The organism is Pseudoxanthomonas koreensis (genome assembly GCF_010093225.1).
Taxonomy (GTDB): domain Bacteria; phylum Pseudomonadota; class Gammaproteobacteria; order Xanthomonadales; family Xanthomonadaceae; genus Pseudoxanthomonas; species Pseudoxanthomonas koreensis.
This window is the reverse complement of record NZ_PDWM01000005.1, coordinates 45,242-63,767: the sequence shown is the minus strand read 5'-3', so window position 1 is coordinate 63,767 and position 18,526 is coordinate 45,242. Positions and strand designations below refer to the sequence as shown.

At 71.7% G+C, this 18,526-nt stretch carries 17 protein-coding genes; 1 reads left to right on the top strand and 16 read right to left on the bottom strand.

Annotated features, from left to right (window positions below; translation table 11 throughout):
- Positions 1-3 precede the first annotated feature (3 nt).
- The 8 genes from era to rpoE form a co-directional block, all read right to left on the bottom strand.
- On the bottom strand, positions 4-921 hold the full coding sequence (gene era, locus CSC64_RS02885) for a GTPase Era (RefSeq protein WP_162433820.1): 918 nt from the start codon (positions 919-921) through the stop codon (positions 4-6).
- A 25-nt stretch (positions 922-946) separates the two neighbouring features.
- Positions 947-1,618 (bottom strand): ribonuclease III, encoded by a 672-nt coding sequence (rnc, locus tag CSC64_RS02880; RefSeq protein WP_162433857.1) that lies wholly within the window; start codon positions 1,616-1,618, stop codon positions 947-949.
- A gap of 7 nt (positions 1,619-1,625) precedes the next feature.
- Positions 1,626-2,006, bottom strand: a complete 381-nt coding sequence (locus CSC64_RS02875) for a DUF4845 domain-containing protein (protein ID WP_162433819.1) — start codon at positions 2,004-2,006, stop codon at positions 1,626-1,628.
- 64 nt (positions 2,007-2,070) lie between these two features.
- Positions 2,071-2,871: a signal peptidase I gene (gene lepB, locus CSC64_RS02870; RefSeq protein ID WP_162433818.1), complete on the bottom strand. Its 801-nt coding sequence runs from the start codon at positions 2,869-2,871 to the stop codon at positions 2,071-2,073.
- 109 nt (positions 2,872-2,980) lie between these two features.
- Positions 2,981-4,774 carry a translation elongation factor 4 gene (gene lepA, locus CSC64_RS02865; protein ID WP_162433817.1) on the bottom strand — a complete coding sequence of 598 codons (1,794 nt, stop codon included), beginning with the start codon at positions 4,772-4,774 and terminating at the stop codon, positions 2,981-2,983.
- A gap of 223 nt (positions 4,775-4,997) precedes the next feature.
- The gene (locus CSC64_RS02860; RefSeq protein ID WP_162433816.1) at positions 4,998-6,542 is read right to left on the bottom strand and encodes a DegQ family serine endoprotease; all 1,545 of its coding nucleotides are present in this window, start codon (positions 6,540-6,542) and stop codon (positions 4,998-5,000) included.
- A 137-nt stretch (positions 6,543-6,679) separates the two neighbouring features.
- Complete coding sequence (locus CSC64_RS02855) at positions 6,680-7,603, bottom strand: sigma-E factor negative regulatory protein (RefSeq protein ID WP_162433815.1); 924 nt, start codon at positions 7,601-7,603, stop codon at positions 6,680-6,682.
- Positions 7,604-7,608: 5 nt separating this feature from the next.
- Positions 7,609-8,238: an RNA polymerase sigma factor RpoE gene (gene rpoE / locus CSC64_RS02850; RefSeq protein ID WP_162433814.1), complete on the bottom strand. Its 630-nt coding sequence runs from the start codon at positions 8,236-8,238 to the stop codon at positions 7,609-7,611.
- A 298-nt stretch (positions 8,239-8,536) separates the two neighbouring features.
- On the opposite strand from rpoE, the gene CSC64_RS02845 reads away from it, so the two are divergent.
- Positions 8,537-10,612 carry a 3-hydroxyacyl-CoA dehydrogenase NAD-binding domain-containing protein gene (locus tag CSC64_RS02845; protein ID WP_162433813.1) on the top strand — a complete coding sequence of 692 codons (2,076 nt, stop codon included), beginning with the start codon at positions 8,537-8,539 and terminating at the stop codon, positions 10,610-10,612.
- A gap of 31 nt (positions 10,613-10,643) precedes the next feature.
- Here the strand turns inward: CSC64_RS02845 and CSC64_RS02840 are convergent, their stop codons facing one another.
- From CSC64_RS02840 to acpP, 8 genes are all read right to left on the bottom strand, one after another.
- Entirely contained in the window at positions 10,644-11,705 is a 1,062-nt protein-coding gene (locus tag CSC64_RS02840; RefSeq protein ID WP_162433812.1) for a DUF4380 domain-containing protein, read from the bottom strand.
- A gap of 62 nt (positions 11,706-11,767) precedes the next feature.
- Positions 11,768-12,121 (bottom strand): PilZ domain-containing protein, encoded by a 354-nt coding sequence (locus tag CSC64_RS02835; RefSeq protein WP_162433811.1) that lies wholly within the window; start codon positions 12,119-12,121, stop codon positions 11,768-11,770.
- Positions 12,118-13,176, bottom strand: a complete 1,059-nt coding sequence (locus tag CSC64_RS02830) for a DNA polymerase III subunit delta' (protein ID WP_162433810.1) — start codon at positions 13,174-13,176, stop codon at positions 12,118-12,120. The genes CSC64_RS02835 and CSC64_RS02830 overlap by 4 nt, the downstream gene beginning before the upstream one ends.
- Positions 13,173-13,862, bottom strand: coding sequence for a dTMP kinase (tmk, locus tag CSC64_RS02825; RefSeq protein ID WP_162433809.1), 690 nt, complete (start codon positions 13,860-13,862; stop codon positions 13,173-13,175). Before tmk ends, CSC64_RS02830 begins: the two co-directional genes overlap by 4 nt.
- Positions 13,859-14,995, bottom strand: a complete 1,137-nt coding sequence (gene mltG, locus CSC64_RS02820; protein WP_162433808.1) for an endolytic transglycosylase MltG — start codon at positions 14,993-14,995, stop codon at positions 13,859-13,861. The genes tmk and mltG overlap by 4 nt, the downstream gene beginning before the upstream one ends.
- A gap of 247 nt (positions 14,996-15,242) precedes the next feature.
- The gene (locus CSC64_RS02815) at positions 15,243-16,598 is read right to left on the bottom strand and encodes an aminodeoxychorismate synthase component I (RefSeq protein WP_162433807.1); all 1,356 of its coding nucleotides are present in this window, start codon (positions 16,596-16,598) and stop codon (positions 15,243-15,245) included.
- A gap of 162 nt (positions 16,599-16,760) precedes the next feature.
- A complete protein-coding gene (gene fabF / locus CSC64_RS02810) occupies positions 16,761-17,999 on the bottom strand; it encodes a beta-ketoacyl-ACP synthase II (RefSeq protein WP_162433806.1) in 1,239 nt (412 codons plus the stop codon).
- A 136-nt stretch (positions 18,000-18,135) separates the two neighbouring features.
- Entirely contained in the window at positions 18,136-18,375 is a 240-nt protein-coding gene (gene acpP, locus CSC64_RS02805) for an acyl carrier protein (RefSeq protein ID WP_162433805.1), read from the bottom strand.
- Positions 18,376-18,526 lie beyond the last annotated feature (151 nt).

Sequence of the window (18,526 nt, the reverse complement as noted above, 5' to 3'; positions counted from 1 at the left end):
CCCTCAGTCGTAGCCGAAGGCCTTCAGCGCCGCTTCGTCGTCGGACCAGCCTTCGCGCACGCGCACCCAGGTCTCCAGGAACACCTTGCGCCCGAACAGCCGCTCCATGTGCTGGCGCGCCTTGCTGCCGATGTCGCGCAGGCGCGTGCCGGCCTTGCCGATCACGATCGGCTTCTGGCCTTCGCGCTCGACCCAGATCACCGCGCCAATGCGCAGCAGCTCGCCATCCTCGGCGAAGCGCTCGATCTCCACCGTGGTCGCGTACGGCAGTTCGTCGCCGAGCTGGCGCATCAGCTGCTCGCGGACCAGCTCGCCGGCGAGGAAGCGCTGGCTGCGGTCGGTGATCTCGTCTTCCTCGTACGCCGGCGGCGCCTCGGGCACCAGCTTGAGCAGGTCGCGCACCAGCGCCTCCAGGCCCTTGCGCTTGAGCGCGGAGACCGGGTGGATGGCGGCGAAGTCGCGGCCTTCGCTGACCTGGCCCAGGAACGGCAGCAGCGCGCTCTTGTCCTTGAGCCGGTCGACCTTGTTCACCGCCAGCACCACCGGGATGCCGCCGTCGCGCAGGACGTTGAACACCAGGGTGTCCTCCTCGTCCCAGCGCCCGGCCTCGACCACCATCAGCGCCGCGTCGACGTCCTCGACCGCGCCGCGCGCGGCGCGGTTCATCACCCGGCTCATCGCCGAGGCCTTGAACCGGCCCTGTTCGCGGTGCAGGCCGGGAGTGTCGACCAGCAGCAGCTGCCCACCCTCGACCGTGGCGATGCCCAGCAGCCGGTGGCGGGTGGTCTGCGGCCGGTTGGAAACGATGCTGACCTTGGCGCCGACCATGGCATTGACCAGGGTCGACTTGCCGACGTTGGGCCGGCCGATCACCGCAACGCTGCCGCAGCGATGGGAATCTTCAGAGTGTTCGGAGTTCACGTTGACCTGAAACTGGCGGGGAAGCTCATGGATGCCGGAGCGGGGGCTCCAGCCGGTCCAGCACCGCCGCTGCCGCCGCCTGTTCGGCCAGCCGGCGCGAGGTGCCCTGCCCTTCGGCGCTGACCGCGGGCTCGCTCAGGGTACACCGGCAGAGGAAGACCTTGGCGTGTTCCTCGCCGCTCTCGGAGACCAGTTCGTACGCCGGCAGCGGCCGCTGCCGCGCCTGCAGCCATTCCTGCAGGCGGGTCTTGGCGTCCTTCTCCGGCCGGCCGGCCGGCAGCGGGGCCGGGGCCGGCTCGAACCAGGGCAGGACCACGGCGCGGCAGGCCTCGTAGCCGGCGTCCAGGTAGATCGCCGCGACCACCGCCTCCAGCGCGTCGGCCAGGATCGAATCGCGGCGGAAGCCGCCGGACTTCAGCTCGCCCGGGCCCAGGGTCAGGCGCTCGCCCAGTTCCAGCCCGCGCGCGATCACCGCCAGCGCGGCCTCGCGCACCAGTTCGGCGCGGGCGCGGGTGAGCACGCCCTCGTCGGCGCCGGGCCAGCGCGCGTACAGCGCCTCGGCGGCGATCAGGTTCACCACCCCGTCGCCGAGGAATTCCAGGCGTTCGTTGTGCGGGCTGCCGGCGCTGCGATGGGTCAGCGCCTGCGCCAGCAGCGACGGATCGGCGAAGGCGTGCCCGATCCGGTCGCGCATCATCGTGCGCTCAGTCGCCACCGCCACGCCGGGTGAGTTCCTGGGTGCGGTCGAACTTGCCCACCACGTCCAGGTTGCCGACCAGCGGGCGGCGCACCTCGTAGTTGACCCGCATCTTCCAGCCGCCGTCGGTGCGCTCGAACTTCACGTTCTGCGGCTTCACGTTCTCGGAGTAGTTGATGTACAGGCGGCGGAAGAACAGGTCCTGGACCTTGGCCGGGTCCATGTCCGCCACGCCCGGCTCGTTGGCCAGGCCCTTCATCGCCGAGGTGACCGAGTAGTACTCCTGGTACATCGGGAACAGCTTCATGCCCACGTACGCGGCGAAGCCGACCACCGCCAGCACCACCAGGAACCCGATCAGGCTCAGACCGCTCTGCTTGCGCTTCATTGCCAATCCCCCATGAACTTGCGCCCGTGCGCCCCGGCCCTTTGTACCCGGAACCGGCTGCGCGTTACTTGATCTTCGTCCCGATCCGCGAAGGATCGAAACTCCCCTTGCAGAACCACCCTTCGCAATTGAGCCAGATCAGGAACGCCCTGCCCCGCAGGTTCTCCTCGGGCAGGAAGTGGGTCTGGGTCCAGAACCGGCTGTCCTCGCTATTATCACGATTGTCGCCCATTACGAAATAGTGGCCGGCCGGGACCGTCCACTCGCCCTGCCCGGCCGGGTTGGCGCGGCCGACCCATTCCAGCACCTGGTGCTCGCGCCCGGGCAGCTTCTCCAGCAGCAGGCTCGCCCCGTTCATCTCCGCGCCGCGGCCCTGGCCGGTGAACTCGCCCAGCTCCTGGTACTGCACGGCCTCGCCGTTGACGAACAGGGTGTCGCCATGGAAACCGATGGTGTCGCCCGGCAGGCCGATCACCCGCTTGATCCAGTTCTGGTCCGGCGCGTGCGGCGGCTTGAACACCACCACCTCGCCACGCTGCGGCTCGCCCAGCGCCAGGAACTTGTGGTTGTTCACCGGCAGCCGCAGGCCGTAGGTGAACTTGTTGACCAGGATGAAATCGCCGATCAGCAGGTTCGGCATCATCGAGCTGGACGGGATCTTGTACGGCTCGGCGACGAAGCTGCGCAGCACCAGCACCAGCGCCAGCACCGGGAAGAACGCGCGCGAGTAGTCCACCACCACCGGTTCTTCGGCCAGCAGGCCGTCGCGGGCGGCGCGGCGCTTCGCCAGGAACAGCCGGTCGAGCAGCCAGACCAGGCCGGTGGCGAAGGTGAGCACGACCAGGCCGAGTTCAAACCATTTCATGCGGGATCCTTGGCGACGGAAACGGGGGCATCAACGGGGGACGTCACGGGGGAGCGGCAGGTGTCATGCAGGGCGCGCGGAAGAGAACGCACGCTGCGGCCGGCACAGGTCACTTGCTGTCCACCTGCAGCACGGCGAGGAAGGCTTCCTGCGGGATCTCGACGCGGCCGACCTGCTTCATCCGCTTCTTGCCTTCCTTCTGCTTCTCCAGCAGCTTCTTCTTGCGCGAGATGTCGCCGCCGTAGCACTTGGCCAGCACGTTCTTGCGCAGCGCCTTGACCGTGGTGCGGGCGATGATCTGCGAACCGACCGCGGCCTGGATGGCCACGTCGAACTGCTGCCGCGGGATCAGCTCCTTCATCTTCTCGGTCAGCTCGCGGCCGCGGCGGTCGGCATGGCTGCGGTGGACGATGATCGACAGCGCGTCGACCCGGTCGCCGTTGATCAGCGTGTCCACGCGCACGAACGGGCCGGCGTCGAAGCGCAGGAAGTGGTAGTCCAGCGAGGCGTAGCCGCGGCTGACCGACTTGAGCTTGTCGAAGAAGTCCAGCACCACCTCGGCCATCGGCAGCTCGTAGCTGATCTGCACCTGGCTGGCCATGTAGGTGATGCCGATCTGCACGCCGCGCTTGTCCTCGCACAGCTTGATGATCGCGCCGATGTAGGCCTCGGGGGTAAGGATGTTGGCGCGGATGATCGGCTCGCGCACTTCCTGCACCAGGTTGGCCTGCGGCAGCTTGGCCGGGTTGTCCAGCGGCACCACGCTGCCGTCGGTCTTCAGCACCTCGTAGACCACGGTCGGCGCGGTGCTGATCAGGTCCAGGTCGTATTCGCGCTCCAGCCGCTCCTGCACGATCTCCATGTGCAGCATGCCGAGGAAGCCGCAGCGGAAGCCGAAGCCCATCGCCTCGGAACTCTCCGGCTCGAAGCGCAGCGCCGCGTCGTTCAGGCGCAGCTTGTCCAGCGCCTCGCGCAGGTCCGGGTAGTCCTCGGCGTTGACCGGGAACAGGCCGGCGAACACGCGCGGCTGCATTTCCTGGAAGCCCGGCAGCGGCTTCGGCGCCGGGTCGCCGGCCAGGGTGAGCGTGTCGCCCACCGGCGCGCCGTGCACGTCCTTGATCGAGGCGGTGATCCAGCCGACCTCGCCGGCGCGCAGCGCCGCAGTTTCCTTGCGCTTGGGGGTGAACACGCCGACCTTGTCGACCTCGTGGGTGCGGCCGGTGGACATCACCAGGAGCTTGCTCTTGGCCTTGATCTCGCCCTGCATGACCCGCACCAGCGAGACCACGCCCAGGTAGTTGTCGAACCAGGAGTCGATGATCAGCGCCTGCAGCTTGTCGGTATCGCGCGGCACCGGCGGCGGGATGCGCTGGACGATCGCCTCCAGCACATCGCCCACGTTCAGCCCGGTCTTGGCACTGACCGCGACCGCGTCTTCGGCATCGATGCCGATCACCGCCTCGATCTCGGCCTTGGCCCGCTCGATGTCGGCGGTGGGCAGGTCGATCTTGTTCAGCACCGGCACCACTTCCAGGCCCTGCTCCACCGCGGTGTAGCAGTTGGCGACCGACTGCGCCTCCACGCCCTGGGCGGCGTCGACCACCAGCAGCGCGCCTTCGCAGGCGGCCAGCGAGCGGCTGACCTCGTAGGAGAAGTCGACGTGGCCGGGGGTGTCGATGAAGTTCAGGAAATAGGTGTTGCCGTCCTTTGCCTTGTACGGCAGCGAGACGGACTGGGCCTTGATGGTGATGCCGCGCTCGCGCTCGATCGGGTTGGAGTCGAGCACCTGCGCTTCCATCTCGCGCGCCTCCAGCCCGCCGCACAGCTGGATGATGCGGTCGGCGAGGGTCGACTTGCCGTGGTCGACGTGGGCGATGATGGAAAAGTTGCGGATGAACCGCATCGAATCTGGGGACATTGGGGGGCGGCGGTCTGCGCCGTCGTCGGACAACGGCGGATTATCGCACGCCGCGGGTGGCCCACACTCCGGGGCCACTGGCCCGGCTGCGCACGGCATCGGCCCCGCCCCCGCCCGGCCGCACCGGCAGCCGGGGGTTCAACCGGTGCCGGGCGGGGGCCGGCCAGCCGCGGCAGCCGCCCAAGCGGCGCCGCGCCCGGCCGGCCGGTCAGTCCTGCGAACCGGCGGTCAGGGCGATGAAGCTGGTGGTGCCGCCGGGGGTGCGCACCAGCAGCATCACCGCGTCGCCGTCGTCGACCCCGCGCAGCTGGCGCTCCAGCTCGGCCACGCTGCCGACGGGAGTGCGGCCCACGCGCAGGATCGCCATGCCCGGCTGCAGCCCGGCTTCGCGTGCCTCGCGGCCGTCCACGCCGGCCACGGCCACGCCCTCGCCGGCCTTGAGGCCGAGGCGGCCCCGCGTAGCGGCGTCCAGTTCGGCCACGCGCAGGCCCAGCCTGGCCACCGCAGAAGCCGGCGGCGCCGCCGCGCCGCCATCGTCCGGGCCGCTGGCGGCGCGCTGCGCGTCGCTGGCCAGCTCGCCCAGGGTCACCCCGATCTCGCGCGGCTTGCCGTCGCGGATCACGCCGATCTTCGCCTTGGTGCCCGGCGGCAGCATGCCGACCATCGGCGGCAGGTCGGCGCTGGTGGCCACGGCCTGGCCGTTGACCGAGACGATCACGTCGCCGATCTCGATGCCACCCTTTTCCGCGGCGCTATCCGGCTCGACGCTGTTGACCAGCGCGCCGTTGCTGTCGGGCAGGCCCATGGCGCGGGCGCGGGTCGCGTCCAGGCCCTGGATCTGCACGCCGAGCATGCCGCGGCTGACCTTGCCGGTCTTCTTGATCTGCTCCACCGCGCGCATCGCCAGGTCCATCGGGATGGCGAAGCTCACGCCCATGTAGCCGCCGGAGTTGCTCAGGATCTGCGAGTTGATCCCGACCACTTCGCCGGACGTATTGAGCAGCGGGCCACCGGAGTTGCCGCGGTTGATCGCCACGTCGGTCTGGATGAAGGGCACGTACTGCTGACCCGGGCCGCCGGTGCGGCCGACCGCGCTGACGATGCCGGCGGTGACCGACTGGTCCAGGCCCCGCGGCGAACCGATCGCCACCACCCACTGGCCGGGCTTGATCGCGGACGAGCCACCCTGGCGCAGGCTCGGCAGGCCCTTGCCGTCGACCTTGAGCAGGGCCACGTCGTAGGTCTCGTCGCTGCCCACCAGCCGGGCGGTCAGCTCGCGGCGGTCGGACAGGCGCACGGTGATGCTCTCGGCGCCGTCGACCACGTGGTGGTTGGTGAGGATGTAGCCGTCGGGCGAGATGATGAAGCCCGAGCCGACCGAACGCCCCGAGGGCGCGTCCTGGCCAGGGCCGCCGGGCATCCCCGGCATGCCGGGGAAATCCGGGCCGAAGAAGCGGCGGAAAATCTCCGGGATCTGCTCGTCGTCAGGCATGCCGCCGCGGGCACGCGCCGCGCCACGCGGGCTGCCGATGCGGGCCTCGATGTTGACCACGCCCGGGCCGACCTGTTCGACCAGGCGGGTGAAATCGGGCAGGCCGGTCACGAGCGGGGCCGACGGCGCCGCGGGCGCGGCCACGGCGGGCGCGGACTGCACCGCGACCGGGGCGGCGGCCTCGGGCGAGCGCGCGCAGGCCATCAGCGGCGCGGTCAGGACCAGGGCGGCGAGGAGACTGGGACGGACACGGGAATTCATCGGTTTCATGCCTTCGGTTTCATGCCTTCGGGGCAGTGGAAGAGTGGCCACGGTCCAGCGGACCGTGGGACACGGACTACGCAGCGACAACGCGGGAATGCGTGGGGAGGCGCGGCATCCGGCCCGGGTGGCGACGGTCAGTCGCCGTCCGGCGGTACGGGCAGGCCGGTGCCGTCGGGCGCGGACACCTGCGCGGGCAGGCGCGGATCGAACGGGTAGAACGCACCCACCGGCTCCTGCGCCTGCGCGGCGTGCCCGCCGGTGCCCTGCAGGCTGCCCAGGCTGGCGGCGTAACCGCCGGCGGACGTGCCCGGCAGCACCGCGCGCGGCCAGGGGCGCGCCTGCAGCGGATGGGAGGACGCGAACGGATCGGTGTCGACGGCCGCGGCGGGCACGGCGCTGGCGGCATCGGCCAGCGACGCGGCGTGGATCTGGGCAACGTCGGGGAGCTCGCGCGCTTCGGCGCGGCGCACCGGCGCGCGCACGGCCCGGGGGGTGGCCGCCACCGCGACCTGGCGCGGCGCACTGCGCGGTGCCGGCGACGTGACGACCGGTGCCGGCGCCGCCACGGGCGAAGCCGCCGCCAGCACCGCCTCGGTGGCCGGGAGGACCTGCTGCTGCACGACCGCCGGCACCGGGACCGGGTCGGCGATGTCCTGGCGGCCGACCAGCATGGCCACCACCGCCACCGATGCGGCCAGGGCCGCACCGCCACCGCCCCAGCGGATCCAGGACGGGCTGCGGCCGGCGTTGGCCACGCGCGGTTGCGATGCTTCCAGCGCGGGCGCCGCGGCGATCGCCGCGGCCACGCGGCCTGCCAGGGCCGGATCGGCCGCGCGCCGGACCTGGCCGCGCAGCACGTCGCCGCACAGCTGCCAGCGCTCGCGCCGGCCGGCCAGTTCGCCGTCGTGCTCCAGCCGGCGCAGCAGGAAGCGCGCCTCGTCCGGCGCCAGTTCGCCGTCGACCAGGGCCGACAGCTGCTGCCGGTAATGCAGTTCGAACTTGTCGCCGGCGGGGTCGCCGGAGGACGGATTCACGGGTTGGCGGGGATCCTGGCTCATGTGGCTCATGGACGGTTTCGTTCGCGGGTCGCACTTTGGACATCGAGCAGCGGACGGAGTTCCGCATCGATCGCTTCGCGGGCACGGAAGATGCGCGAACGCACCGTTCCGATCGGGCAATCCATCTTCTGCGCGATCTCGTCGTAGCTCAGGCCGTCCACCTCGCGCAGGGTGATGGCGGTCCGCAGTTCTTCCGGCAGCGCGTCCACCGCCTTCATCACCGTGCGTTCGAGCTCTTCGCGCATGGCCTCGCGCTCGGGCGTGTCGGTGTCGCGCAGGCGCGCGCCGAGGTCGTACTGCTCGGCGTCGCTGGCGTCGATGTCGTCCGTGGGCGGACGGCGGTTGTGGGCGACCAGGTGGTTCGTGGCGGTATTCACTGCGATCCGGTGCAACCAGGTATAGAACTGGGCATCGCCGCGGAAATTGCCCAGGGCACGGTACGCGCGCAGGAACGTTTCCTGCGCCACGTCCTGGCACTCGCTCCAGTCGGCGACATAACGCCCGATCAGCGCGGTGACCCGGTGCTGGTACTTGCGCACCAGCAGGTCGAAGGCCGCGCTGTCGCCACGCTGCACGCGGCGGACCAGCTCGAGGTCCAGCTCCTGGGTCGGATCCTTCGGCGTTCCTTCGGCCATGCCGGGCCTTGCTCCATGTCGGCCCGGTGTTTCCGGACCCTTGTGACCGCCGTTGCCCGGGAAAGTTCAGCGGCGGGCGGAACGCCGCTGTACGGGATGCGTCGCTGGCGGCGGATCCGCGGCACCGGGGCGCCGGCTCCGCAAGGCCGCAGGCGCCATGCAGGACCTTAACGCGTACCCAGTATGGTCGGCCCTGCCGCCGTCCGCGACCGCCATGAGTCCTTCCATGGGATTTGACGCCGCGGAAACAACCTCGGGATGATAGCGGTCCTTCCATACACAACCGGATGGTCAGGCCATGCTCCCAGGGTTCGACGGACTGCGATTCAGCCACTGGCAAGCCACGCAGCGCGATGACGGCGTGGTGGTGCTGGCGCTGGACCGCCAGGGCGCGCCGGTCAACGCACTGTCCCAGGACGTGCTGATCGAGCTGGGCGACATCGTCGAACGGCTGGCGATCGACCCGCCGAAGGGCGTGGTGTTCCGTTCGGCCAAGGCGTCGGGCTTCATCGCCGGCGCGGACCTGAAGGAATTCCAGGAATTCGACCGCAAGGGCACGGTCAACGACGCCATCCGCCGCGGCCAGGCCGTGTTCCAGAAGGTGGCCGAACTGCCCTGCCGCACGGTGTCGGCGATCCACGGCTTCTGCATGGGCGGCGGCACCGAGCTGTCGCTGGCCTGCGACTATCGGGTCGCGAGCAGCGATCCTTCCACCCGCATCGGCCTGCCCGAGGTGAAGCTGGGCATCTTCCCGGGCTGGGGCGGCAGCGCGCGCCTGCCGCGCCTGGTCGGCGCGCCGGCGGCGATGGACATGATGCTGACCGGGCGCACGCTGTCGGCATCGGCCGCGCGCGGCATCGGCCTGGTCGACAAGGTGGTCGAGCCGGCGCTGCTGGAGGACGCGGCCGCCGCGCTCGCGCTGAAGGGTACGCAACGGCCCTTCCGGCAGCGCTTCATGGGCTGGGCGACCAACACCTGGCTGGCGCGGAAGATCCTCGCCCCGCAGATGGCCAGGCAGGTCGCGCGCAAGGCGAAGAAGGACCAGTACCCTGCCCCGTTCGCGCTGGTCTCGACCTGGGAGCGCGCAGGCGGCGCCGGCATCCAGGCGCGGCTGGACGCCGAGCGCCGCGCGGTGGTCAAGCTCGCCGGCACGCCGACCGCGCGCAACCTGATCCGGATCTTCTTCCTCACCGAGCGGCTCAAGGGCCTGGCCGGCAAGGAGCATGGCATCCGCCACGTGCACGTGGTCGGTGCCGGGGTGATGGGCGGCGACATCGCCGCATGGTCGGCCTACAAGGGCTTCGAGGTGACCCTGCAGGACCGCGAGCAGCGCTTCATCGACGGAGCGCTTGGCCGCGCGCAGGAGCTGTTCGCGAAGAAGGTCCGCGACGAGGGCAAGCGCCCCGCCGTGGCCGCGCGCCTGAAGGGCGACCTCGCCGGCACCGGCGTGGCCGAAGCGGACCTGGTGATCGAAGCGATCATCGAGAACCCGGAAGCCAAGCGCGACCTCTACCACCTGGTCGAGCCGCGGCTGAAGGACGACGCGCTGCTCACCAGCAACACTTCCTCGATCCCGCTGGACGAACTGCGCGAGCACATCGCCCGGCCGGCGCGGTTCGCCGGCCTGCACTACTTCAACCCGGTGGCGCTGATGCCGCTGGTGGAGATCGTCCAGCACGACCGCCTCGACCCGGAGGCGGTGCGCCGCCTGGCCGCGTTCTGCAAGGCGCTGGACAAGTTCCCGGTGCCGGTCGCCGGCACCCCCGGCTTCCTGGTCAACCGCGTGCTGTTCCCGTACATGCTCGAGGCGGCGACCGTGTACGCCGAGGGCGTGCCGGGCGTGGTGATCGACAAGGCCGCGGTGAAGTTCGGCATGCCGATGGGCCCGATCGAACTGATCGACACCGTCGGCCTGGACGTGGCCCAGGGCGTGGGCGCCGAACTGTCGCCCTTCCTGGGCCTGCAGGTGCCGGCGGCGCTGGCCTCGGTGGAACCCGGCAAGCGCGGCAAGAAGGACGGCCAGGGCCTGTACAAGTGGGAACAGGGCGAAAAGGGCAGCCGCCCGGTCAAGCCCGAAGCGCCCGCCGGCTACCAGGCGCCATCCGACCTGGAGGACCGCCTGGTCCTGCCGCTGCTCAACGAGGCGGTGGCGTGCCTGCACGACGGCGTGGTCGCCGACGCCGACCTGCTCGATGCCGGGGTGATCTTCGGCACCGGCTTCGCCCCGTTCCGCGGCGGCCCGATCCAGCACATCCGCGCCACCGGCGCCGACGCGCTGCTTGAACGGCTGAAGGCGCTGCAGGTCCGACACGGCGACCGCTTCGCCCCGCGCCCGGGCTGGGACAACCCGCTGCTGCGCCAGCCGCCGGAGTAATCCCCGTCCCACCGCGGAACGGCACCCCGCTCTACTCGACGCCCGCCTCCGCCAGCATCCGCTGCAGGAAGGCCACCTGCGCGTCGCGCCGGTCGGGGCCGTCGTAGCGGCGCACCACCCACCATTCGCGCGCGGTCGCCGCCTCGCCCGGCGCCAGCGTCAGGTACGGCGCGTGCACCTCCAGCTCGAGCACGCCGGTGTCCGCCTCGCGTGGGCGCCAGGCCAGGTACAGCTCCACCTGGCCGTGCTCGGGGTGGATCGCCTCCGCCGCCTGGGGTTCGAAGTGGATCACGAACGCCTGCCCGGCGGCGAAGCCGGCGATCCAGCCGGCGCGCGGCTGGATGAACACCTTGCCGCGGCGGCCGTGCAGGCCCTCGCCCGGCGGCAGCAGTTCCAGCGAGAACAGGCCGTCGGCGGTGCTGCTGATCAGTCCGTCGAAGCCGTCACCGGTGTCCGAACGCACCCGCACCCCGCTGCCATCGGCGGCCACCGGCACGTAGACGCGCGTCTCCGGCGCGACCCGGGTGTTGAACCAGATGTCGTGCGATACCGGCCGCTTGCGGATGTTGCGCATCTCCACCGCCAGCTCGGCGGTGCCGGGGCGGTCGGGCGCGATCGCGAAGGACTGGGTCAGCTGGACGCCGCTGACCGGGCTGGCCGCGCCCTGCAGCAGCAGCCGGCTGCCGTCGTGCGCGAGCACCTTCGCCGGCGCGTGCGCCAGCCACGGGTCCGGCGGCCACGGCGCGGCGGCCTTGCGTCGCGCCGGGTTGACCGCCTGGTCGCTCCACCACGCCGACTGCGGGCCGACCCAGGTCTCGTGGCCCAGGTAGCCGATGTTCGCGCCATCCGCTTCCACCGCAGGCTCCGGCTGCGAATGCAGCGCCTCGCCGGTGCGCAGCAGATTGGGCGCGCCGGGCAGCGAGAAATGCAGCACGCGTCCGCCCAGCCGCGGCGAAACCTCCAGCTGCAGCTTCGCGCTCTCCAGCCGCAGCCGCGACGGCACGTCGCCGCTCGCGGCCAGCGGCGCGGCGGCGACCGCCGTGCAGGCGAACGCCGCGGCCAACAGGCCGGGCAGCAAGCTCGGAATCCGCATCGCGCCCCTCCCGGAATCGTCCGGGCCAAGTCTGCCATGCCGGCCGCGGCCGGCATTGGCACTCACATGGTCTGGGTCGGCTTGTCGGCGTTGAGGGTGCCGGCCAGCAGGGTCTCGATCCGGCCCTTGACCATCTCGCCCTCGGCCCCCTCGGGGAACTGCACGCCGATGCCGGCGTTGCGGTTGCCCTGCGCGCCGGCCGGGGTCACCCACACCACCTTGCCGGCGATCGGCAGGCGGTCGCTGGAATCGGGCAGGGTCAGCAGCAGGAACACCTCGTCGCCGAGGAAATAGCGCTTGGGCGTCGGCACGAAGATGCCGCCGTGGCGGATATACGGCATGTACGCGTTGTACAGCGCCGCCTTGTCCTTCACCGCCAGTGACAGGATGCCCTGGCGTCCGCTCGCAGCACTCATCGGTTCTCCCTTTTGCCCGCCACCTGCGCCCGCGCGTCGTCGCGCCAGGCCAGCAGGAGGTCCGCCATCACCAGGTCGGCGCGCACCGTGCTGCGCAGCAGCTCGCGGGCACGGTTGGCGGCGTCGAACCAGGCCGCCAGCTTGTGCAATCGCTCCGGATCGGTCAAGCCGGCCGCCCCGGCCAGCGCACGCGCGCGTTCGATCGCATGTTCGGCGGCATGGCGCAGGCGCTCGCTGGCCTGTTCGTCGCCGGCCCAGCGCAGCGCCGCCTCCAGCGGATCGGCGCGGCCGGACTCGAGCGCCTCCAGGTCGGCGGCGACCTCGCGGTGCAGGGCCAGGCCTTCGCCGCGCAGCCATTCCGCGGCCAGGCCGGGGTTGCCGCGCGCCGCGTCCAGCGCTTCCTCCGCGGCGGCGGCCGCGGGCCCGCGCGCCTGCAGCCAGGCCGGCGCCTCGGCGCGCGGCGGCAGGCGGAACTCCAGCCGCTGGCAGCGGCTGCGGATGGTCGCCGGCAGGCGTGCCGGCTGCGAGGCGACCAGCCACAGGTAGCGCCCCGGCAGTGGCTCCTCCAGGGTCTTGAGGACCGCGTTCCAGGCGGCGTTGTTCACCGCGTCGGCCGGCTCGACCAGGGCCACGCGCCGGCCGAATTCCGCCGACATCTCCAGCCGTTCGGACAGTTCGCGGATCTGGTCGATCACGATCTCGGTGCGCATCCGCGGCGGGCCGGGCCTGAGCCGCCATTCGTAGCCGACCAGCAGCAGGTCCGGGTGCGCGCTGTGGCCCTCCGGCTGGGCCGGCGAACCGTCCGGCCGGGTTTCCAGCGGCTCGCGCTGCGAGCGCGCGGCGAACAACTGGCAACTGCGGCACTGGCCGCAGCGCTGCCCCGGTGCCGCCGGCGCCTGGCACAGGACATAGCCGGCCAGGGCCTCGGCCACGGCGCGCTTGCCCAGCCCGGCCGGGCCGCAGAACAGCAGCGCGTGGCCCATGCGGCCGGCATCCAGCGCGGCCACCGCCTGCTCGAACACCCGCTGCTGCCACGGCGCCAGCACGGTGGTCACCGCGCCGGCTCCCGGCACGCCGCGTCCAGCCAGGCTTCCAGCGCGGCGGCGACCGCCGCGCCCACCTCGCCCGGCGGGCGCGCGGCGTCGATCACGCGGAAGCGTTCCGGCTCGGCCGCGGCGCGGCGGCGGAAACCGGCGCGCACGCGCTCGAAGAACTCGTCCTGCTCGCTTTCGATCCGGTCCGGCCCCAGGTCGCGGCCGCTGGTGCGGGCGCGGCCTTCGCGCACGTCCAGGTCCAGCAGCAGGGTCAGGCCCGGGCGCAGGCCGACCGCGCGCCGTTCCAGCTCGGCGATCCAGGCCGGATCCAGGCCGCGGCCATCGCCCTGGTAGGCGTAGCTCGAATCGGTGAAGCGGTCGCTGACCACGAAGGCGCCGCGCTGCAGCGCCGGGCGCACCACTTCGCGCACGTGTTGGGCGCGCGCGGCGAACACCAGCAGCAGCTCGGCCTCGGCCGACAGCGGTTCGTCCTCGGCGCCCTCGCCGCGCAGGGTCTGGCGGTTGTCGAGGATCAGCGCGCGGATCTTCTCGGCCAGCGGCGTGCCGCCGGGGTCGCGGGTCAGCACCACTTCGTGGCCGCGCCGCTGCAGGGTGTCGCGCAGCGAGGCGATCGCGGTGCTCTTGCCGGCGCCCTCGCCGCCTTCCAGGCTGATGAAACGCGGGTGGGCCAGGATCGCGGCGCTCATCGCGGTGCCTCCGCTTCGCCGTCGCGCCTGGCGGCGGCCGCAGGCTTCGCCTGCATGCCCGGCGGGCAGTTGCGCCGGCGCTGGTGGCAGTCGACCGCGGCGTTGTGCTCGGCGTAGGTGGCCGAGAACACGTGGCTGCCGTCGTTGCGCGAGACGAAGTACAGCGCGTCGCCCGGCGCCGGGTCCACCGCCGCGCGCAGCGCGTCGCGGCCGGGCATGGCGATGGGCGTGGGCGGCAGGCCGGCACGGGTGTAGGTGTTGTACGGGGTGTCGGTGGTCAGGTCGCGCTTGCGGATGTTGCCGGCGTAGGCGCTGCCCATGCCGTAGATCACGGTCGGGTCGGTCTGCAGCAGCATGCCCTTCTGCAGGCGGCGGGCGAACACGCCGGCGATCTGCGCGCGCTCGTGCGCCTGGCCGGTTTCCTTCTCCACGATCGAGGCCAGCACCAGTGCTTCCTCGGGCGACTTCAACGGCACGTCGGCCGCGCGCGCCTCCCAGGCCTGGGCCAGCGCCTGCTCCATCGCCGCGTGGGCGCGGCGCAGGATGTCCAGGTCGCTGTCGCCGCGCTGGTACAGGTAGGTCTCGGGCAGGAAGCGGCCTTCCGGGTGCTGGCCCGGGTGGCCGAGCGCGGCCATCAGCGCCGCGTCGTCCATGTCGCCGGTCTCGTGTTCAAGCGGGTCGGCCGCGGCCAGCGCGGCGCGCAACTGGCGGATGTTCCAGCCCTCGACCAGGGTCACCCGGTACTGGAGCACGCGTCCGTCGCGCATGCGCTGCAGCAGTTCGCGCGGGGTCAGCTCCGGTGACAGTGCGTACTCGCCGACCTTGAGCCGGCCGGCGGCGTCCATCTGCCGCGCCAGCAGGCGCCACTCCAGGTCGTGGCCGGCATCGACGCCGGCCGCGCGCAGGCGGCCGAGCACGCCGGCGAAGCCGTCGCCACGCTCGATCCGCACGCTGTCGGCGGTCGCGCCGCTGGCCAGCGGCGCATCGGCGAAGCGCTGGTAGCGCGACCAGCCCCAGCCCGCCAGCACCGCCGCGGCGAGCAGCAGCAGGCACAGCGCCACCAGTACCCGGCGCAATGCGCCCTTGTGTCCTGCAACCACGACCACCTCTTCGAATACGTTGCCGCCCAGCATACCGCGGCGGGGCGGGCGTCCTGCGCCCCGTAGGCGCGTCCCCGCGGCGCGCGGCCATGTTATGGCCAGCAATTGTAGGAGCCCACTTCAGGGGGCGACCCGAAAGCGCCTGGTCATGCCGCGCCCAACGCGGAATCTCCGGATCGGCCGCGTTGAACGCACCTGTGTGCGGATGCTTCCGGGTCGCCCCCTGAAGTGGGCTCCTACAGTGGGGGCCTGCATCGCAGCGACGGGGGCGGTGCGGGGCTCACGCCGGCCGTTCCAGCGCGCGCAGCAGGCCGCGGGCCTTGGCGCGGGTTTCGTCCAGCTCGCGTTCCGGCACCGAGTCGACGACGATCCCGGCGCCGGTGCGGAACACGGCTTCGTCGCCCTGCACCTCCGCGCTGCGGATCAGGATGTTCAGGTCCAGGTCGCCGTCGCGGTTGAGCCAGCCGATCGCGCCGGTGTAGGCGCCGCGCGGCACGTTCTCCAGCTCGGCGATGATCTGCATGCAGCGCACCTTCGGGCAGCCGGTGATGGTCCCGCCCGGGTATACCGCGGCGATCACCTGCCCCGGCGTGGCGTCCGCGCGCAGGATCCCGCGCACGTTGCTGACGATGTGGTGGACGTGGGCATAGCTTTCCACCGTCATCAGCTCGTCGACCTGCACGCTGCCCGGCGCGCAGACCCGGCCCAGGTCGTTGCGCTCCAGGTCGATCAGCATCACGTGCTCGGCGCGCTCCTTGGGATGGCCGACCAGCTCGCGGATCCGCGCCGCGTCGTCGTCGCCTTCGAAGCGCGGGCGGGTGCCGGCGATCGGCCGGGTCTCGGCGACGCGTCCGCGCACCGAGACCAGCCGCTCCGGCGAGGAACTGGCCACCGCCCAGCCGTCGCCGGCGAACAGGCCCGCGAACGGCGCCGGGTTGGCCTGGCGCAGGCGTGCGTACAGCGCGGCCGGATCCAGCGGCGCGTCGAAGCGCGCGCGCCAGGCGCGCGAGAGGTTGACCTGGAACACGTCGCCGGCGCGCAGGTAATCGAGGATGCGTTCCACGCCATCGAGGAAGCGCTGCGGTTCGTCCTCCTCGACCGCGCGTGGCGGCTGCCACGCCGGCAGCGGCGGCAATGTCCGCGATGCGGCGATGTCGTCGAGGATCGCCGGCAGCAGGTGCGCGTGTCCGTCCTCGGCCAGGGCCCCGCATTCGCCGCTCGCGCGGTCGCGCAGCACCGCCGCCGGGCAGCGCAGCGCCAGCGCCTGCGGGCGGCCACCAGCGCGCAGCGGCAGCCGCAGCACCGGCTCGACCTGCATCGCCAGTTCGTAGTCCAGCAGCAGCGCCCAGCCGCCACGGAACGGCCAGCGCGGCTCTTCGACGTCGATGCGCGCCTGCCGCCAACGCGTATCGAGTGCGTCGAGGAAGCTCCCCGCCTGCAACGCGCCGTCCAGGTCGCGGGTGACGCCGTCCGCATCCAGCCGCAGCCCGCTGCCCTCGGTGCGCAGCAGCAGGTCCCAGCGCCCGTGCACCGTACCGGAGGCCACCGACTCCAGCAGCAGCGGCCAGCGCGCCGGCGCCAACCGGTGCAGCGCGAGCAGATCGGTGTCGGCGGGGAGCGGATGGGTGCGGAGCATGGAGTCCTTCGATGGGCCGGCGCGGCCGACGGTGCAGCGGCCCGCTGCGGGAAGGCGCGGGGCCGGCACCGCTTCCCGGCGGCGCGCAGTCGCGCGGCGCGGGACGGCCCGGCCCCGGGTCACGGTCGCGCCGGTACCACCGGCGCTGCCGTCGGCGTCGACTCAGATCCTGCGGAACACCAGCGTGCCGTTGGTGCCGCCGAAGCCGAAGCCGTTGGACATGGCCACGTCGACCTTCGCCTGGCGCGCCACGTTCGGCACGTAATCCAGGTCGCAGCCTTCGCCCGGGTTCTCCAGGTTGATGGTCGGCGGGACGATGCCGTGGTGGATCGCCAGCACCGAGAAGATCGCCTCGACGCCACCGGCCGCGCCGAGCAGGTGCCCGGTCATCGACTTGGTCGAGCTGACCATCATCCGGTAGGCGTGCTCGCCGAAGGCGCGTTTCATCGCCAGGGTCTCGGCCAGGTCGCCCAGCGGCGTGGAGGTGCCGTGCGCGTTGAGGTAGTCGACCGCGGACGGATCGAGCTTCGCGTCGCGCAGCGCGGCGGCCATGCAGCGCGCGGCGCCGTCGCCGTCCTCGCTGGGCGCAGTCATGTGGCTGGCGTCGGCGCTGGCGCCGAAGCCGACCAGCTCGGCGTAGATCCGCGCGCCGCGGGCCTTCGCATGCTCGTACTCCTCCAGCACCAGCACGCCGGCGCCGTCGCCCAGGACGAAGCCGTCGCGCCCGGCGTCCCACGGCCGCGAGGCGGCGGTGGGGTCGTCGTTGCGGGTGGACATCGCCTTCATCGAGCAGAAGCCGCCCATCGAGGTCGGCGAGGAGCCGCGTTCGGCGCCGCCGGCGACCATCACGTCGGCGTCGCCGTGCTGGATCATGCGCAGCGCGGTGCCGATGGAATGGTTGGAAGTCGCGCAGGCGGACACGGCCGAGAAGTTCGGCCCCTTCAGCCCGCGGATGATGCTCAGCTGCCCCGGCAGCATGTTGATGATGGTGCTGGGCACGTAGAACGGCGAAATCTTGCGCGGGCCGCCCTCGAGATACTTGGCGGTCTGCTCCTCGATGCCGAGGATGCCGCCGATGCCCGAACCGAGGATCGCGCCCACGCGCTCGGCGTTGGACTCGTCGATCGCCAGCCCGGAGTCGTCCAGGGCCATGAACGAGGCCGCCAGCCCGTAGTGGATGAACGGCTCCATCTTCTTCGCGTCCTTGGGCGGCACGAAGACGGTGGGATCGAAATCGCGGATCTCGCCGGCAATCCGGGTGGTGAACGCGGACGCATCGAAGTGGGTGACCGGGCCGATGCCCGAGCGGCCGTTGACGATGCCGTCCCAGGTGCTGGCCAGGTCGTTGCCCAGCGGCGTGACCGCGCCCATGCCGGTGACGACGACTCGACGGTGGCTCATGGATGGCTCCTGCTGTGCTGCTTGTCGGGATCGCGCCCGGCACGCACGGCGCCAGACACGCACGGGGCCGCAGTCAGCGGCCCCGGTTTTGGCGTTGCACCGCGGGCCACAGCGCGGCCCGCGGTCACGGCACGCATCAGCTCTTGACGTGCGCCTTGATGTAGTCGATCGCCTGCTGGACCGAGGTGATCTTCTCGGCCTCTTCGTCAGGGATCTCGCACTCGAACTCTTCCTCGAGGGCCATCACCAGCTCGACGGTGTCGAGCGAGTCGGCGCCCAGGTCGTCGACGAACGAGGCGCTGTTGGTCACCTCATCTTCCTTGACGCCAAGCTGTTCGATGACGATTTTCTTGACGCGTTCTTCGATGGTGCTCATGGGTTTGCTGCTCCAGGCGGAGTGGTTGTCGATTAGGACCGTCGCCGGGCGGCGGCGGTACTGGGGTCACTGTCCACAAGGCGGATAGTGTAGTCAAAAGCCGCGGCCGCTGGCACTGGCCTGCAACCGCAGCCGGATCAAAAGCTTACAA

Coding starts and splice junctions, on each gene's coding strand:
- rnc (WP_162433857.1), bottom strand. CDS start 1,618: ATGATGCGCGACCGGATCGGGCACGCCTTCGCCGATCCGTCGCTGCTG.
- CSC64_RS02875 (WP_162433819.1), bottom strand. CDS start 2,006: ATGAAGCGCAAGCAGAGCGGTCTGAGCCTGATCGGGTTCCTGGTGGTG.
- lepB (WP_162433818.1), bottom strand. CDS start 2,871: ATGAAATGGTTTGAACTCGGCCTGGTCGTGCTCACCTTCGCCACCGGC.
- lepA (WP_162433817.1), bottom strand. CDS start 4,774: ATGCGGTTCATCCGCAACTTTTCCATCATCGCCCACGTCGACCACGGC.
- CSC64_RS02860 (WP_162433816.1), bottom strand. CDS start 6,542: ATGAATTCCCGTGTCCGTCCCAGTCTCCTCGCCGCCCTGGTCCTGACC.
- CSC64_RS02855 (WP_162433815.1), bottom strand. CDS start 7,603: ATGAGCCAGGATCCCCGCCAACCCGTGAATCCGTCCTCCGGCGACCCC.
- rpoE (WP_162433814.1), bottom strand. CDS start 8,238: ATGGCCGAAGGAACGCCGAAGGATCCGACCCAGGAGCTGGACCTCGAG.
- CSC64_RS02845 (WP_162433813.1), top strand. CDS start 8,537: ATGCTCCCAGGGTTCGACGGACTGCGATTCAGCCACTGGCAAGCCACG.
- CSC64_RS02840 (WP_162433812.1), bottom strand. CDS start 11,705: ATGCGGATTCCGAGCTTGCTGCCCGGCCTGTTGGCCGCGGCGTTCGCC.
- CSC64_RS02835 (WP_162433811.1), bottom strand. CDS start 12,121: ATGAGTGCTGCGAGCGGACGCCAGGGCATCCTGTCACTGGCGGTGAAG.
- tmk (WP_162433809.1), bottom strand. CDS start 13,862: ATGAGCGCCGCGATCCTGGCCCACCCGCGTTTCATCAGCCTGGAAGGC.
- mltG (WP_162433808.1), bottom strand. CDS start 14,995: ATGCTGGGCGGCAACGTATTCGAAGAGGTGGTCGTGGTTGCAGGACAC.
- CSC64_RS02815 (WP_162433807.1), bottom strand. CDS start 16,598: ATGCTCCGCACCCATCCGCTCCCCGCCGACACCGATCTGCTCGCGCTG.
- fabF (WP_162433806.1), bottom strand. CDS start 17,999: ATGAGCCACCGTCGAGTCGTCGTCACCGGCATGGGCGCGGTCACGCCG.
- acpP (WP_162433805.1), bottom strand. CDS start 18,375: ATGAGCACCATCGAAGAACGCGTCAAGAAAATCGTCATCGAACAGCTT.